General features: G+C 68.4%; 11 protein-coding genes. 2 read left to right on the top strand and 9 right to left on the bottom strand.

Going from position 1 to position 14,779, the window contains the following annotated elements; translation table 11 throughout:
- Nucleotides 1-83 precede the first annotated feature (83 nt).
- Entirely contained in the window at nucleotides 84-5,054 is a 4,971-nt protein-coding gene (locus EJI01_RS14170) for a YadA-like family protein (protein ID WP_409513952.1), read from the top strand.
- 32 nt (nucleotides 5,055-5,086) lie between these two features.
- Nucleotides 5,087-5,920 carry an OmpA family protein gene (locus EJI01_RS14165; protein WP_126837791.1) on the top strand — a complete coding sequence of 278 codons (834 nt, stop codon included), beginning with the start codon at nucleotides 5,087-5,089 and terminating at the stop codon, nucleotides 5,918-5,920.
- Nucleotides 5,921-6,009: 89 nt separating this feature from the next.
- Here the strand turns inward: EJI01_RS14165 and EJI01_RS14160 are convergent, their stop codons facing one another.
- The 9 genes from EJI01_RS14160 to cbbX all read right to left on the bottom strand — a co-directional run bounded on the left by EJI01_RS14160 (nucleotide 6,010) and on the right by cbbX (nucleotide 14,760).
- Entirely contained in the window at nucleotides 6,010-6,198 is a 189-nt protein-coding gene (locus EJI01_RS14160; protein ID WP_260602456.1) for a hypothetical protein, read from the bottom strand.
- A gap of 368 nt (nucleotides 6,199-6,566) precedes the next feature.
- Nucleotides 6,567-7,589: a class II fructose-bisphosphate aldolase gene (gene fba / locus EJI01_RS14155; RefSeq protein WP_126837789.1), complete on the bottom strand. Its 1,023-nt coding sequence runs from the start codon at nucleotides 7,587-7,589 to the stop codon at nucleotides 6,567-6,569.
- Nucleotides 7,590-7,620: 31 nt separating this feature from the next.
- Entirely contained in the window at nucleotides 7,621-9,657 is a 2,037-nt protein-coding gene (gene tkt, locus EJI01_RS14150) for a transketolase (RefSeq protein ID WP_126837788.1), read from the bottom strand.
- 10 nt (nucleotides 9,658-9,667) lie between these two features.
- Complete coding sequence (locus EJI01_RS14145; RefSeq protein ID WP_126837787.1) at nucleotides 9,668-10,546, bottom strand: phosphoribulokinase; 879 nt, start codon at nucleotides 10,544-10,546, stop codon at nucleotides 9,668-9,670.
- A gap of 45 nt (nucleotides 10,547-10,591) precedes the next feature.
- Nucleotides 10,592-11,665 (bottom strand): class 1 fructose-bisphosphatase, encoded by a 1,074-nt coding sequence (locus tag EJI01_RS14140; protein ID WP_126837786.1) that lies wholly within the window; start codon nucleotides 11,663-11,665, stop codon nucleotides 10,592-10,594.
- A 9-nt stretch (nucleotides 11,666-11,674) separates the two neighbouring features.
- Nucleotides 11,675-12,382, bottom strand: a complete 708-nt coding sequence (locus EJI01_RS14135; RefSeq protein ID WP_126837785.1) for an HAD-IA family hydrolase — start codon at nucleotides 12,380-12,382, stop codon at nucleotides 11,675-11,677.
- A complete protein-coding gene (rpe, locus tag EJI01_RS14130) occupies nucleotides 12,379-13,089 on the bottom strand; it encodes a ribulose-phosphate 3-epimerase (protein ID WP_260602455.1) in 711 nt (236 codons plus the stop codon). Before rpe ends, EJI01_RS14135 begins: the two co-directional genes overlap by 4 nt.
- Nucleotide 13,090: 1 nt before the next feature.
- Entirely contained in the window at nucleotides 13,091-13,843 is a 753-nt protein-coding gene (locus tag EJI01_RS14125) for an HAD-IA family hydrolase (protein ID WP_126837784.1), read from the bottom strand.
- Entirely contained in the window at nucleotides 13,840-14,760 is a 921-nt protein-coding gene (cbbX, locus tag EJI01_RS14120; RefSeq protein ID WP_126837783.1) for a CbbX protein, read from the bottom strand. The genes EJI01_RS14125 and cbbX overlap by 4 nt, the downstream gene beginning before the upstream one ends.
- Nucleotides 14,761-14,779: the final 19 nt, after the last annotated feature.

The following is a 14,779-nucleotide window of genomic DNA, read 5'->3' as shown; positions in this document are numbered from 1 at the left end:
TGACTGCATCGCGCCGGCCGAGCCGCCTGCGCGCCGGGATCATGAGCGCGCTGCTGGCGATGGGCGGGATGGGATGGGCCTCGATGGCGCAGGCGCAGGCGCTCTGCACTGCAGCGCCCTACTACTCCTACAGCGGCAGCTTGACGTGCGCCGGTCAAGAGTCCCGGGCGACTTTCGGCGGAGCCACGGCAATAGGTTTCAACGCCTGGAGTACGGGGATAAATGCCACGAGCCTTGGCATCAGCGCCCTTGCCTCAGCCACTAACGCCATTTATGTGGGTTCGCGCACCACGGGAACCGGAGCGTCCGCGGAGTCGGCAATTGCCATCGGAACAGACGTGAACTCTAGTGGGGAGCGTGCCATTGCAATCGGCCTCCAAGCCGGGGCCAGCGGCTACTCAGCCACCGCTCTCGGCGCGACCGCTCGGGCGATCGGGGATGGCACAGTTGCGGTCGGCCAAGCGGCCGGTGCGGCCTCGACGAGCGCCAATACGGGTTCGGTCGCCGTGGGTATTGCCGCGGGACAATTTGTCTCCGGCGCGCAGAACACCGCCATTGGCGGTGGCGTTGAGAGCGTGACCCGGGGCGCGGGTTCGGGCGTCACGGGTACGCGCAACGTCGCCTTCGGCACGGGCGACGGCTCGATAACCTACGCCGGGACCTTGAAGGCTTCGGCAGGCAGCCTGGTCAGCGGCAACGACAATATCGCCATCGGCACCAACGCCGGCATCGGCGTCACGGTCAGCGGGACGACGTCGATCGGCCTGAACGCGAATGCGACCTCGACATCTGCAGTCGCGGTAGGTACCAGCACGGTCGCTAGCAACATCAATGCGGTCGCGCTGGGCGCTGCCGCCACTGCCACCGCAGCTGGCGCCAGCGCGTTGGGCACCTTCGCCAATGCCTCGGGAGCGAACTCCACTGCGGTCGGCGTCAGCGCCACGGCCGGCGCCGACTTTGCATTTGCCGGGGGATGGAGTAGCAAAGCGCTTGGGCTTCGCACCGTCGCGCTAGGCAATCAGGCAGAGGCAACCGACGACGCAGCCACCGCCGTCGGCAACGCCGCTCGCGCGATAGGAAATAGTTCGCTTGCGCTCGGGGCGCAAGCGCTCGCGATGGGTACCAGCACCGTTGCGGTCGGCCAGGGTGCCGGTGCGGGCTCGACGGCTGCCAATACCGGTTCAGTCGCAATGGGTGTCGCATCCGGGGCGCTGGTTACCGGCGCACTCAACACCGCCATCGGCGGCGGCACTGCGAGCGTGATGCGTGGCGCGGGTTCAGGCGTCACGGGAACGCGCAACGTGGCCTTCGGCACAGGCGATGGTTCGGTCGCCTACGATGGGACCTTGAAGGCTGCGGCAGGCAGCTTGGTCAGCGGCGACGACAATATCGCCATCGGCACCAATGCAGGCATCGGCGTCGCGGCCAGCGCGACGACGTCGATCGGTGTGAACGCGAATGCGAGCCTGGAGAGGGCGATCGCCATCGGTACCAACGCCACTGCTTCCGCACTGGATGCCATCTCGCAAGGCACCAACGCCAGCGCAGCCGGCCGGAACGGCATCGCGATCGGGTTCCAGTCGATCGCCTCCGAGATAAATTCCATCAACCTCGGTGCGCGCACGCTTGTGGGAGCGGGCGCGACCGCGGCGGGCGCGATCGCCATTGGCACGGATGTGACGGCATCGCAGGATCGCGCTGTCGCACTGGGGATCGTCAGCCGGGCAACCGGCGCGGATGCGGTGGCAGTCGGAACACGGGCCGGCGCGACAGCCGCCAACGCCACCGCACTCGGCTCGGGCGGAACCGACGCCGCGACCGCCGTGCGCGCCTCGGGCACCGGTGCTGTGGCGCTGGGCGGCAACGCGACCGCGGGCGCCAACGCGGCGGGCACCAATGCCATCGCCATCGGCGGAGAGTCGTCCGCGACCCAAACCGAGGCGATCGCAATGGGCCGACTGGCCAGCGCCTCGGCCTTGAACACCATCGCGGTCGGCAGCAATGCGCGGGCCGATTCGGCCGAAGCGGTGGCGATCGGCACCAACGTCACCGCCACCGGCGGGCGGGCGGTCTCCATCGGTTCGGGCAACGTCGCCAACGGCAACGGCGCAGTGGCGATCGGCGACCCGAACACCGCCACCGGCGATGGCGCGGTGGCGCAGGGCATGGACAACACCGCCACCGGCAACGGCTCGGTCGCCATGGGCAACACCAACATGGTGGGCGGCGGCGGCCAGGGGGTGAGCGTGGCCGGCGCGGCAGCGCAGGGCGCGGTGGGCATCGGCTACCAGAACACCGTGGTCGGACAGGGCAGCGTGGCGATAGGCAGCACCAGCAAGGCGCTGGCAGCGGGCGCGGTCGCCTTCGGCGACACAGCGGTCGCGAACAACGCGCGCGACGTGGCGCTGGGCTCCGGTTCGGTCACGGCAACAGCCGTCGGCACGCCCAGCACGACGATCAACGGCACGACCTACAACTTCCAGGGCATCGCGCCGACGAGCACGGTCAGCGTCGGCACGGTGGGCGGCGAACGCACGATCACCAACGTGGCGGCGGGCCGGCTGTCGGCAACCAGCACCGATGCGATCAACGGCAGCCAGCTGTACCAGACCAATCAGGCGATCGAGGCGGCGGCAACAACAGCGGGCAAGGGATGGAACCTGAGTGCCAATGGCGAGGCGACGCCGCAAAACATTGCACCAGGCGCAACGGCAGACTTCGCCAACGGCAGCAATACGACCGTCACGCGCACGGGCAACCAGATCAGGGTTGATGTGGTGGCAGATCCGACCTTCAACTCCGTAACCACAGGCAACACCAGGATCGACAACAACGGCTTGACCATCGTGGGAGGCCCGAGCGTAACGACCACGGGCATCAATGCCGGTGGCACGCAGATCACGAACGTGGCAGCCGGCACGGCCGCTACTGATGCTGTCAACCTGACCCAGCTGAACACCACGGTGGCCGGTAGCAAGACCAAGTACTACAGCGTCAACTCCACCGGTGGCGGCAACGAGGACAACCTCGGTGCGACCGGCGCCGACGCCATCGCGTCGGGCAAGGGCGCAACGGCCGCAGGTGCCTCCAGTGTGGCCATGGGCTTGGGCGCCACGGCCAGCACGGCCAACAGCGTGGCGCTGGGTGCGGGCTCGGCCACGGCAACAGCCGTCGGCACGCCCAGCACGACGATCAACGGCACGACCTACAACTTCCAGGGCATCACGCCCGTGGGCACGGTCAGCGTCGGCACGGTGGGCGGCGAACGCACGATCACCAACGTGGCGGCGGGCCGGCTGTCGGCAACCAGCACCGATGCGATCAACGGCAGCCAGCTGTACCAGACCAATCAGGCGATCGAGGCGGCGGCAACAACAGCGGGCAAGGGATGGAACCTGAGTGCCAATGGCGAGGCGACGCCGCAAAACATTGCACCAGGCGCAACGGCAGACTTCGCCAACGGCAGCAATACGACCGTCACGCGCACGGGCAACCAGATCAGGGTTGATGTGGTGGCAGATCCGACCTTCAACTCCGTAACCACAGGCAACACCAGGATCGACAACAACGGCTTGACCATCGTGGGAGGCCCGAGCGTAACGACCACGGGCATCAATGCCGGTGGCACGCAGATCACGAACGTGGCAGCCGGCACGGCCGCTACTGATGCTGTCAACCTGACCCAGCTGAACACCACGGTGGCCGGTAGCAAGACCAAGTACTACAGCGTCAACTCCACCGGTGGCGGCAACGAGGACAACCTCGGCGCGACAGGCGCCGACGCCATCGCTTCGGGCAAGGATGCCAGTGCCACCGTCGACGGGGCAGTTGCACTCGGTTCAGGCTCCATCTCCGACCGCTTCGTGGCGCCCTCGACCGGCAGCATCCCGGCCGGCAGCAGCCTGATCGAATACAACACCACCGACCGCACGCTGCTGGGTGCTCTCTCGGTCGGCAGCGCCACCACGTACCGTCAGATCACCAACGTGGCCGACGGCACGCAGGCGCAGGACGCAGTCACCGTGCGCCAGCTCAGCGGCGCGCTGCAATCCTTCGCGGTCACGCCGCTCCAGTACTTCCATGCGAACTCCACCGCAATGGATTCGCTGGCCATCGGTGCCGAGTCGGTGGCGGTCGGCCCGCAGACGGTGGTCAACGGCGACAACGGGGTGGGCATCGGCAACGGCGCCGTGGTTCAGCAGACCGCCCCGGGCGGCGTGGCCGTCGGCCAGGGTGCGACTTCGCACCGGGCGGACTCCATCGCGATCGGCACCCAGTCTTCCGCGGCAGCGGTTCAGGGCGTTGCGATCGGCGCAGGCACCAGCGTGACCCAGGCCGGTGGCGTGGCCCTAGGCGCCGGCTCGGTCGCTTCCACTGCGGCCGGTGCGGCCGGCTATGTGCCCACGGGTGCTTCCACCTCGCAGACCGCGGCCATCAACGCGACCACCAGCACGCTGTCGGCGGTGTCGGTGGGCGATGCTTCCAATGGCCAGTTCCGCCAGATCACCGGGGTGGCGGCGGGTTCGCTGGACAGCGACGCGGTCAACGTGTCGCAACTGAAGGCGGTGCAGACGACGGTGACCAACATCGACCAGTCCGCGGTGAAGTACGAGACCAACGCGGACGGCACCACCAACTACAACAGCGTGACGCTGGGCGGCACGAACACGAACGCCCCGGTGACTGTCCACAACGTCGCCGACGGCGTGGCAGGCAACGATGCGGTCAACGTGAATCAGCTGAACGCCGGCCTGGCGGCCGCCAATCAGTACACGGACGCCAAGCTCGGCCAGGTCCAGGCCAACCTCGACAAGGTAAGCCGAGAGGCCAACGCCGCCGCGGCGGGCGCGATGGCGATGGCCAACCTGCCGCAGGCTGCCATCCCCGGCAAAAGCATGGTGGCCGCGGGTGTCGCAGGCTTCGATGGCCAGGCCGCAGTGGCGCTTGGCGTGTCGAAGCTGGCAGACAACGGCCGGTGGATCGTCAAGTTCAGCGGCACGGCCAACTCGCGCGGCAAGGTCGGCGTCGCCGCCGGCATGGGCTTCCACTGGTAAGCACCCGATCGCAATCATTTTCAAGACCATTCATGAACAAGCAAATCAAAGCGGCCGGCGCAGCGCTGGCGATCGCGGCACTGTTGTCGCTGGCAGGCTGCGGCACGTCCACGGTCAGCAAGAACATCTCGGACGACGGCCGCGCAGGCGAAGTCGTCTTCCCCGACATCGGGAAAGACGCCTGGCTGAAGGAAGGCACCTTTCCGAACCTCGACAACCTGCGCCGCATCGCGCCCGGCGTCACCAAGGACCAGCTCTACGACCTCGTGGGCCGGCCCCACTTCCGCGAAAGCCTGTTCGGGGTCCGCGAGTGGGACTACATCTTCAACTTCCGCGTCCCGGGCGGCGTGAAGACGTGCCAATTCAAGGTGATCTACGACACGGCGCTGCGGGCTCAGAGCTTCCACTGGCTGCCGGCGGATTGCGCCGAGCTGTTGAAGGTGGCTTCGCCTTCCGTCGAGCGCATTGCCGAGAAGACACCAATGCCGCAACGGGTCGAACTGTCGGCCGATGCGCTCTTCGCTTTCGGCCGCTCCGGACCGGCCGACCTGCTACCGCAGGGCCGGCGAGAGCTAGATGCGCTGGCCGCCGGCCTGCGCGGCGCGCGCGAAACCAGCCGGATTCGCATCACCGGCCACACGGATCGTCTGGGATCGACCTCCTTCAACGAACAGCTGTCGCTCGCGCGCGCCACGACCGTGCGCGATCATCTGGTGCAAGCCGGTGTGCCGGCGCGGGGCATGCAGGTGCAGGGCAAGGGCGAGACCGAGCCCAAGGTGCAATGCGAGCAGAAGAAGCGCGAGGAGCTCATCGCCTGCCTGGCGCCGAACCGTCGCGTCGAGATCGAGGTGGACGCAGAGCGCTGAGCTCCTCGGCGCGCTTCAGCGCGGCGGCGGTGGCGTCTTCAGGAACTTCCGCGGATCGCGGCGCAGCAGGGTGATGTTCGCGCTCTCGTTCAAAACTGCGCCTGCCCGGTGCCCGTCCGGTCGTGCACCCACCGCATCGCCTGCTGCTCGGCGTGACGCAGCGCCTCTGCCTCCGTGCGGTAGGCAATTTCGTCGGTGTCGTTCGGCAACTCGGCTTCCGTGAGGTCCACGGGGCCATCGAGCAGGACCGCGACCGGCCGATACATGCTGCCGTTCATTGGCTCTGCTGCGAGCGCGAAACGAAACCCGCGGTAGGCAAATGAATGGCCGTCTGAAATTGGAGTACTCGGATCTGTGGGCATCTCTGTCGCCTTTGAAGAACTGGGCGACATCCTGCCCAGCTACCGCAGCGTCGACGTGCAGGCGCTCACAGGCAGCGTCTGAAGGACAGCGCCCGCGCGGAGCTTCCCAATGACTCCAACCTTCTCCGCCCTGGCCAATGCCACCGCGCGCCAACGCCGCTGTGCGCACCGAGCACTGCCCTGCCCCGACCCTTTAGAAACACGAGGAGCTCATCGCCTGCCTGGCGCCGAGCCGGCGCGTCGAGATCGAGGTGGACGCAGCGCGCTGAGTTCCTCGGCGCGCTTCAGCGCTCCCCCAGTACCGCCGGCCTGACCCTGCCCGCCATCCCGGCGCTCCCGAAAGCCTGGAAGCGATCGATGCAGAGATCACGCGCGGCGGCGGTGGCGTCCTTCAGGAACTTCCGCGGATCGAACTCGCTGCGATCGCGGCCCATGGCGCGGCGCATGGCGCCCGTCATGGCCAGCCGGATGTCGGTGTCGATGTTGATCTTGCGCACGCCGTGGCGGATGCCCTCCTGGATCTCCTCGACCGGCACGCCGTAGGTCTCCTTGATCTCGCCGCCGAATTCGCGAATCACCGCCAGCCATTCCTGCGGCACCGACGAGGAGCCGTGCATCACCAGGTGCGTCTGCGGAATGCGCGCATGGATGTCCTTGATGCGGTCGATCGCGAGGATGTCGCCGGTCGGCTTGCGGCTGAACTTGTAGGCGCCGTGCGAGGTGCCGATGGCGATGGCGAGGGCATCGACGCCGGTGCTGGCGACGAAGTCCGCCGCCTGCTGCGGGTCGGTCAGCAGCTGGTCGTGCGAGAGCACGCCCTCGGCGCCGCTGCCGTCTTCCTCGCCGGCCATGCCGGACTCCAGCGATCCGAGGCAACCCAGTTCGCCCTCGACCGAGACGCCGACCGCATGCGCCATCTCCACCACCCGGCGAGTCACGCCGACGTTGTAGTCGTAGCTGGCCGGGGTCTTGGCGTCCTCCATCAGCGATCCGTCCATCATCACGCTGGTGAAGCCCGAGCGGATGGCCTGCATGCACATAGACGGACTGGCGCCGTGGTCCTGGTGCATCACGACCGGGATCTCGGGGTACATCTCCACGGCGGCCTCGACCATCTTGCGCAGGAAAGGCTCGCCGGCATATTTGCGCGCGCCGGCCGAAGCTTGCAGGATGACCGGGCTGTCGGTCTTCCTGGCCGCCTGCATGATGGCCTGGATCTGCTCCAGGTTGTTGACGTTGAAGGCCGGCACGCCGTACTGGCGCTCTGCCGCGTGGTCCAGCAGCCGGCGCAGTGAAATCATGGCCATGGCAGGCTCCTGTTGAAGTGGGTATAGCGCCTCATGCGGTCTCCCTCACGCCGGCATGCGAGACGCGCGCCAGCAGGCGCCGGGCGCGCTCGGCCACCGCCTCGGCAGTGATGCCGAACAGCTTGAACAGCTCGCCGGCCGGTGCCGACTCGCCGAAGCGGTCGAGCCCGACCACGTCGCCGTGCTCGCCGACGAACTTCCACCACAGGCCGGTGCTGCCGGCCTCCACCGCGAGGCGCGGCAAATGGCGCGGAATCACCGCATGGCGCCAGTCCGCAGGCTGGCGCTCGAACACGTCCATGCAGGGCACCGAAACCACGCGGGCCGCGATGCCCTCCCGCGCCAGCAAGGCCGCAGCGCCCCGAGCCACTGCGAGCTCCGAGCCGCTCGCGAGCAAGGCAATGCGCTCCGCTTCCGGACGCTGCAGCACGTACGCACCGCGCGCGATTGATTCGATGCGCTCGCCGCCGCCTGCGTGCGGCAGCGCCTGGCGCGTCAGCAGCAGGCAGCTCGGCCCGTCCGTGCGGCGCAGCGCCTGCCGCCAGGCGACGGCCGTTTCGGTGGCGTCCGCAGGCCGCCAGACATCCACGTTCGGAATCAGGCGCAGGCTCGAGGCATGCTCGACCGGCTGGTGCGTAGGCCCGTCTTCGCCGAGCCCGATCGAGTCGTGCGTGAAGACGTAGATGACCGGCAGCTTCATCAGCGCCGACATGCGCACGCCGTTGCGCGCGTAGTCGGAGAAGGTCAGGAAGGTGCCGCCGAAGGGGCGGAAGCCGCCGTGCAGCGCCAGCCCGTTCATGATCGCCGCCATGCCGAACTCGCGCACGCCGTAATGCACGTGGTTGCCGGTGCCCGCGCCCTTGAGCGCGCGGTGCCCTTTCCAGTCGGTCAGGTTCGAGCCGGTGAGGTCGGCCGAGCCGCCGATCAGTTCCGGCATCGCCGGCCCGAGCTCGTCGAGCACCTGCTGCGAGGCCTTGCGCGTGGCGACGGCCGCCTGCTTTTGTTCCGCGGCCGCTGCCGCCGAAGCCAGCGCCGCCTCGACCTGTGCGGGGAGCGGTGCGTCGCTGCGATGGCGGCGCAGCAGCTCGCGCGCGAGCGCCGGATATTCCTGCGCATAGGCGGCAAAGCGCGCCTGCCACGCCGCGTGCAGCGCGGCGCCCGACTCGCGCGCCGACCAGGCCTGCGCGACCCGGGGCGGCAGTTCGAAGGGCGGCGCGCTCCAGCCCAGCGCCTGCCGCGTGAGCGCGATCTCGGCTTCGCCCAGCGCCTCGCCGTGCGCCTTCGCGGTGCCCGCTCGATTCGGCGAGCCGTGGCCAATGCGCGTCTTGCAGCACACCAGCACCGGCCGGTCGGCGGCCGCGGCCTCGGCGATGGCCGCGTCCAGGGCCTGCGCGTCATGGCCGTCGACATCGCGCAGCACGGTCCAGCCATAGGCTTCGAAGCGGCCCGGCGTGTCGTCGCCGAACCAGCCGCTGACCTCGCCGTCGATGGAAATTCCGTTGTCGTCGTAGAAGGCCACGAGCTTGTTCAGCCGCCAGGTGCCCGCGAGCGAACAGGCCTCGTGGCTGATGCCTTCCATCAGGCAGCCGTCGCCGAGGAACACATAGGTGCGGTGATCGATCACCGGATGGCCGGGCCGGTTGAACTCCTCGGCCAGCAGCTTCTCCGCCAGCGCCATGCCGACAGCATTGCTGATGCCCTGCCCGAGCGGTCCGGTGGTGGTCTCGACCCCGGGCGTGACACCGACCTCGGGATGCCCGGGCGTGCGCGAATGCAGCTGGCGAAAGCGCCGCAGTTCCTCCATCGGCAGCGCGTAGCCGCTCAGGTGCAGCAGCGCATACAGCAGCATCGAGCCGTGCCCGTTGGAGACGACGAAGCGGTCGCGGTCGATCCACCGCGGGTGGGCCGGATCGTGCCGCAGGCGATGCCGCCACAAGGCCTCGGCGATGTCGGCCATGCCCATCGGCATGCCCGGATGGCCCGAGTTGGCGGCCTGCACGGCGTCCATGGCCAGCGCGCGGATGGCGTTGGCGCACTGCGTGCGCAAGACGAGGTTTTCAGTGGTCATGACGAAGTTCCTAGATGGCATACGCCTTCTTGCGGCGCTCCATGAGGCGCAGGATCATCGGCGTGAAGATCAGCTGCATGGCGAGCTCCATCTTTCCCCCCGGCACCACCAGCGTGTTGGCGCGCGACATGAAGGAGTCGTGCAGCATGCTCAGCAGATAGGGAAAGTCGAAGCCCGTCGGGTTGGCGAAGCGGATCACCACCAGGCTTTCGTCGGGGCTCGGGATGGTGCGCGCGATGAAAGGATCGGAGGTGTCGACCACCGGCACCCGCTGGAAATTGATGTGGGTGCGCGTGAACTGCGGGCAGATGTAGTGCACGTACTCGTGCATGCGGCGCAGGATCACGTCGGTCACGGCCTCGGTGGAGTAGCCGCGCGTGCTCTTGTCGCGATGCAGCTTCTGGATCCATTCGAGGTTGATCACCGGCACCACGCCGATCAGCAGGTCGACATGGCGCGCGATGTCGACCTTGTCGGTGGTGACGCCGCCATGCAGGCCTTCGTAGAACAGCAGTTCGCTCGCCGGCAGCGTTTCCCACGGCGTGAAGGTGCCGGGCTCCTGCTCGTAGGGCGCCGCCTCGTGCCCGTCATGCAGATACTTCCGGCTGCGGCCGACGCCCGCTTCGCCGTAGTCGCGAAACAGCGCTTCGAGCTCGGCGAACAGGTTGGCGTCCTCGCCGAAATGGCTGAAGTTCCGGTTGCCGGTGGCCTCTTCCTCGGCCATCGCCGCTTTCATGGCGTTGCGGTCGTAGCGGTGGAAGCTGTCGCCCTCGACGATCGCTGCCTGGACGCTCTCGCGGCGGAAGATGTTCTCGAAGGTTCGGGTGACCGAAGTGGTGCCGGCGCCGGAGGAGCCGGTGATGGCAACGATGGGATGTTTGGCTGACATGGTGGCCTCGGGAATGAAGAATTCGTGCGGACGGCCCGGCGCCGTTCAGGCCGCGGTCGCGAACAGGCCGCGCTTGCCGAACAGCGGCGCCTGGTAGGTGTCCTGCGGCGCTTCGGCGTGGTAGGCCTCCACGCGCGCCACCTCTTCGGACGAGCCGAAGACCAGGCCGATGCGCTGGTGGATAGCCTCCGGCTCGACCGTCATCAGGCGCCGGCGGCCGGTGCTGGCCATGCCGCCGGCCTGCTCGATCAGGAAGGAGATCGGGTTCGCCTCGTAGAGCAGGCGCAAGCGCCCCGCCCGGCCCGCTTCCTTGCTGTCGCGCGGATACATGAACACGCCGCCGCGCATCAGGATGCGGTGCGTCTCGGCCACCAGCGAGGCGATCCAGCGCATGTTGAAGTCGATGCCGCGCGGGCCTTCCCGGCCGGCCAGGCATTCGTCGACATAGCGCTTCACCGCCGGCTCCCAGAAGCGGCTGTTCGACGCGTTGATCGCGAACTCGCTGGTCCGCGCGGGAATGCGCAGGTTCGGATGGCTCAGCACCCATTCGCCCAGCTGCGGATCGAGCGTGAAGGCATGCGTGCCGTTGCCCAGCGTCAGCACCAGCATCGTCGACGGCCCGTAGATCGCATAGCCGGCGCCGACCTGCTGCACGCCGGGCTGCAGAAAGTCCTCCGGCCTGGCGTCGCGCTCGGGCGAGGGCGCGCGCAGGATCGAGAAGATGCTGCCTACCGCCACGTTGACGTCGATGTTCGACGAGCCGTCCAGCGGGTCGAACAGCAGCAGGTACTTGCCGCGCGGCTGCTGTTGCGGCGGCACGTAGGGCGCCTCCATCTCCTCGGACACCATGCCCGCCACGTGGCCGCCCCACTCGTTGGTGCGCAGGAACATGTCGTTGCTCAGCACGTCGAGCGTCTTCTGCTCCTCGCCCTGCACGTTGTGGCTGCTGGCGCTGCCGAGCATGTCCGCGAGCGCGCCCAGCGCCACCTTGCGCGATATCGCCTTGCAGGCGAGCGAAACGTCCGTGATGACGGCATTCAGCGCCCCGGTGGCGCCCGGATGTCGGCGGCGTTCCTCGATGATGTACTGGGTCAGCGTGGCCTTGCCTGCGATTGGCATGTCGATCTCCTAGTTGCTTGTCATCTCTTGGCTGCGCATGGCGCGCGACTCGCATGCGGTCAGCAGCAATTGCTGCGGCGTCGCCAGCCGCCACGCCCCCGGCAAGACATCCGCGACCGCGCACCCGCCGTAGCCCCATGCCGCCAGCGCAGCCGGACATCCGGCAGCCCTCGCGGCGAGCAGGTCGGGCGGCGCGTCGCCGACCATCAGCAGGCGCGCAGGCGCCACGCCGAGCCGATGCGCTGCGGCCAGCAGCAGGAAAGGCGCCGGCTTGCGCTGGTCGGCGGCGTCGGCGCCATGGACCCCGCTCAGAAAAGGCAGCAGTCCGGCCGCATCCAGCACAGCGCGTGCCAGGGGCGTCGGCTTGTTGGTGACCACCACCATCGGCAGCCGCCGGGCCAGCCCGGCGACCAGCTCGGCGATGCCGTGGAAGACGCGACCGGATTGCAATGGCGCGGCCAGCGTGGCTGCATCGAAGGTCTTGCGCAGCCGCGCGTGCGGTGCTTCGTCGGCGTCGAAGCCGTGGCAGCACAAGGCGTGCGCGATCAACGCGTCGGGGCCGTCGCCGATCCATGCGCGCACGGTGTCCAGCTCGAAGCCCTCCAGGCCCGCCTCGCCGAGCGCGGCATTCAAGGCATCCCGGATGTCCGGCGCGCTGTCGACCAGCGTGCCGTCGAGGTCGAAGGCGATGGCGTCGATGGCGCGCAGATCCTTCATGCGGCGCACCCCGCCAGCGCCCGCGTGCGGATAGCCTCGATCGCCTCGCGATAGCGGCCGCCGGCGAACACCGCCGAGCCTGCCACCAGCGTGTCGGCGCCCGCGGCGCCGATGCGCCGGGCGTTGTCGGCCTTCACGCCGCCATCGACCTCGAGCCAGATGTCGCGGCCGCTCGCGTCGATGCGGCGGCGCGCCGCCTCGATCTTCGGCAGCACGCTCTCGATGAAGCTCTGTCCGCCGAAGCCGGGGTTGACCGACATCAGCAGTACCAGATCGAGCTGGTCCAGCACATGGTCGAGCACCTGCAGCGGCGTCGCCGGGTTGAGCACGAGGCCGGCCTTGCAGCCGCTGGCCTTGATCAGGCGAATGGTGCGGTCCACATGCTCGCTGGCCTCGGGGTGGAAGGAGATGATCGAGGCGCCGGCCTCGGCGAACATCGGGATCAGCGCATCGACCGGCTTGACCATCAGATGCACATCGATGGGCACCGTGGCGTAGGGCTTGATGGCCTGGCACACCAGTGGGCCGACTGTCAGATTCGGGACATAGTGGTTGTCCATCACGTCGAAATGGATCAGATCGGCGCCGGCTTCGATGACCGCCCTCACCTCCTCGCCCAGGCGCGCGAAGTCCGCCGACAACAGGCTGGGCGCGATCCGCATGGTCGAGGCGGAGCCGGGCCGCGCAGAGATTTCGTTCTGCCGCATCTCATGCCCCCCGGTAGAGCGCTTGAACCGCATTCGGCGGCCGCACCGCGGTGGCCCTGCGCGTGAGTTCCTCGACGCCGAGCGATGCGTCCGCGAGACTGGGCAGGACCAGCCCGGCGCCGCTGAAGTCGCTGCCTTCGGTCCAGAACGTGGGCGTGACCACCGTCCACAGGCCGGCAGCGACGGCCGAGCGCACGCCGTTGGCCGAGTCCTCGACCGCGATCGCCCGCTCGGGCGGCACGCCCATGGTGTCGAGCGCGAGCCGGTAGATGTCGGGCGCCGGCTTCTTCGCGCGCACCTGGTCGCCGCAGGCGATCACGTCGAACATCGACAAGCCGCCCGGGCCCAGCGTCGCCAGCAGCAAGGCGTCGATGTTGACGGCCGTCGTGGTGCTGGCGATCGCCAGGCGCAAGCCCGCGCCGAGCGCCTCGTCGAGCAGGCGCGCCACGCCGGGACGCAGCTCGATGCCGCCCTGCCGGGCGATGTCGGTGTAGTGCCGCGTCTTCGCGGCGTGGAGCTCCGGCACCCGCTCGTGCAGGCGCTTCTTCTCGGGGGCACTCGAGGCCAGGCCATCGATGTAGGCCCGCAGCCGCTCCTTGCCGCCCGTCACCGCGAGCAGGGCCCGGTACTCGGCGCGCTCCCAGCGCCAGTCCAGGCCGAGCTCTTCGAAGGCCAGGTTGAAGGCGCGGCGATGCACCTCCTCGGTGTCGGCCAGGGTGCCGTCGACGTCGAACACGAGGGCTTCGATGCTCATGCACGCACTCCTTCGGCAGGCGCGGCGTCCGGCCGCGGATCGAACACGCGGCTCGCCAGGATGTCCTGCGCTTCCAGCGTGCAGAGCTGTTCGCGCGAGAGAGCTTCTTCGCTCGCGAACAGCCGCGTGGCGTGGCGCAGCCGGATGCGGTCCAGCGCATTGCGCACCGATCGCGCGTTGGCGAAATGCGGCTGCCGCCGGCGCAGGCTCACATAGCGCGCGAAAGTGGATGCCGCGCCCTCGTCGAAGCTGTAGTTCAGCCGCTCGAGCATCAGCTGCGCAATCTGCATCAGCTCGGCCTCGCTGTAGTCCGGAAAGTCGATGTGATGCGCGATGCGCGAGGCCATGCCCGGATTGCTGCCGAAGAAGGTCTCCATGCGGTCCTTGTAGCCCGCAAGAATCACCACCAGGTCGTCGCGCTGGTTCTCCATCACCTGCAGCAGGATCTCGATCGATTCCTGTCCATAGTCGCGTTCGTTCTCCGGCCGGTAGAGGTAGTAGGCCTCGTCGATGAACAGCACGCCGCCCATGGCCTTCTTGATCACCTCCCGGGTCTTGGGCGCCGTGTGGCCGATGAACTGGCCCACCAGGTCGTCGCGCGTCACCGCCACCAGGTGACCCTTGCGGACGTAGCCCAGCTGCTTGAGCACTTCGGCCATGCGCATCGCCACCGTGGTCTTGCCGGTGCCGGGATTGCCGGTGAAGGACATGTGCAGCGAGGGCGGCTGCGATTGCAGTCCCTGCGCCTGGCGCAGCCTGTCGATCAGGAGCAGCGCGGCGATGTCGCGGATGCGGCCCTTGACCGGCGCCAGGCCGATCAGCTCGGCATCGAGCTGGTCGAGCAGGGCCTTCACGCCCGAGGACTCGAAGAGCTGCCTCGGCGCGGTGGCGGAGTCGGCGGACTGGGCGGTATCCATGCGGTTGTCTCGCGTCGGG

The organism is Variovorax sp. MHTC-1 (assembly GCF_003984645.1).
Taxonomy (GTDB): domain Bacteria; phylum Pseudomonadota; class Gammaproteobacteria; order Burkholderiales; family Burkholderiaceae_C; genus Variovorax.
The sequence above is the reverse complement of the archived record's forward strand: the minus strand, read 5'-3'. Positions and strand labels throughout refer to the sequence as shown.

Coding starts and splice junctions, on each gene's coding strand:
- rpe (WP_260602455.1), bottom strand. CDS start 13,089: ATGCGGCAGAACGAAATCTCTGCGCGGCCCGGCTCCGCCTCGACCATG.
- EJI01_RS14170 (WP_409513952.1), top strand. CDS start 84: ATGGCGCAGGCGCAGGCGCTCTGCACTGCAGCGCCCTACTACTCCTAC.
- tkt (WP_126837788.1), bottom strand. CDS start 9,657: ATGACCACTGAAAACCTCGTCTTGCGCACGCAGTGCGCCAACGCCATC.
- EJI01_RS14140 (WP_126837786.1), bottom strand. CDS start 11,665: ATGCCAATCGCAGGCAAGGCCACGCTGACCCAGTACATCATCGAGGAA.
- EJI01_RS14135 (WP_126837785.1), bottom strand. CDS start 12,382: ATGAAGGATCTGCGCGCCATCGACGCCATCGCCTTCGACCTCGACGGC.
- EJI01_RS14125 (WP_126837784.1), bottom strand. CDS start 13,843: ATGAGCATCGAAGCCCTCGTGTTCGACGTCGACGGCACCCTGGCCGAC.
- EJI01_RS14145 (WP_126837787.1), bottom strand. CDS start 10,546: ATGTCAGCCAAACATCCCATCGTTGCCATCACCGGCTCCTCCGGCGCC.
- fba (WP_126837789.1), bottom strand. CDS start 7,589: ATGGCCATGATTTCACTGCGCCGGCTGCTGGACCACGCGGCAGAGCGC.
- EJI01_RS14165 (WP_126837791.1), top strand. CDS start 5,087: ATGAACAAGCAAATCAAAGCGGCCGGCGCAGCGCTGGCGATCGCGGCA.
- cbbX (WP_126837783.1), bottom strand. CDS start 14,760: ATGGATACCGCCCAGTCCGCCGACTCCGCCACCGCGCCGAGGCAGCTC.
- EJI01_RS14160 (WP_260602456.1), bottom strand. CDS start 6,198: ATGAACGGCAGCATGTATCGGCCGGTCGCGGTCCTGCTCGATGGCCCC.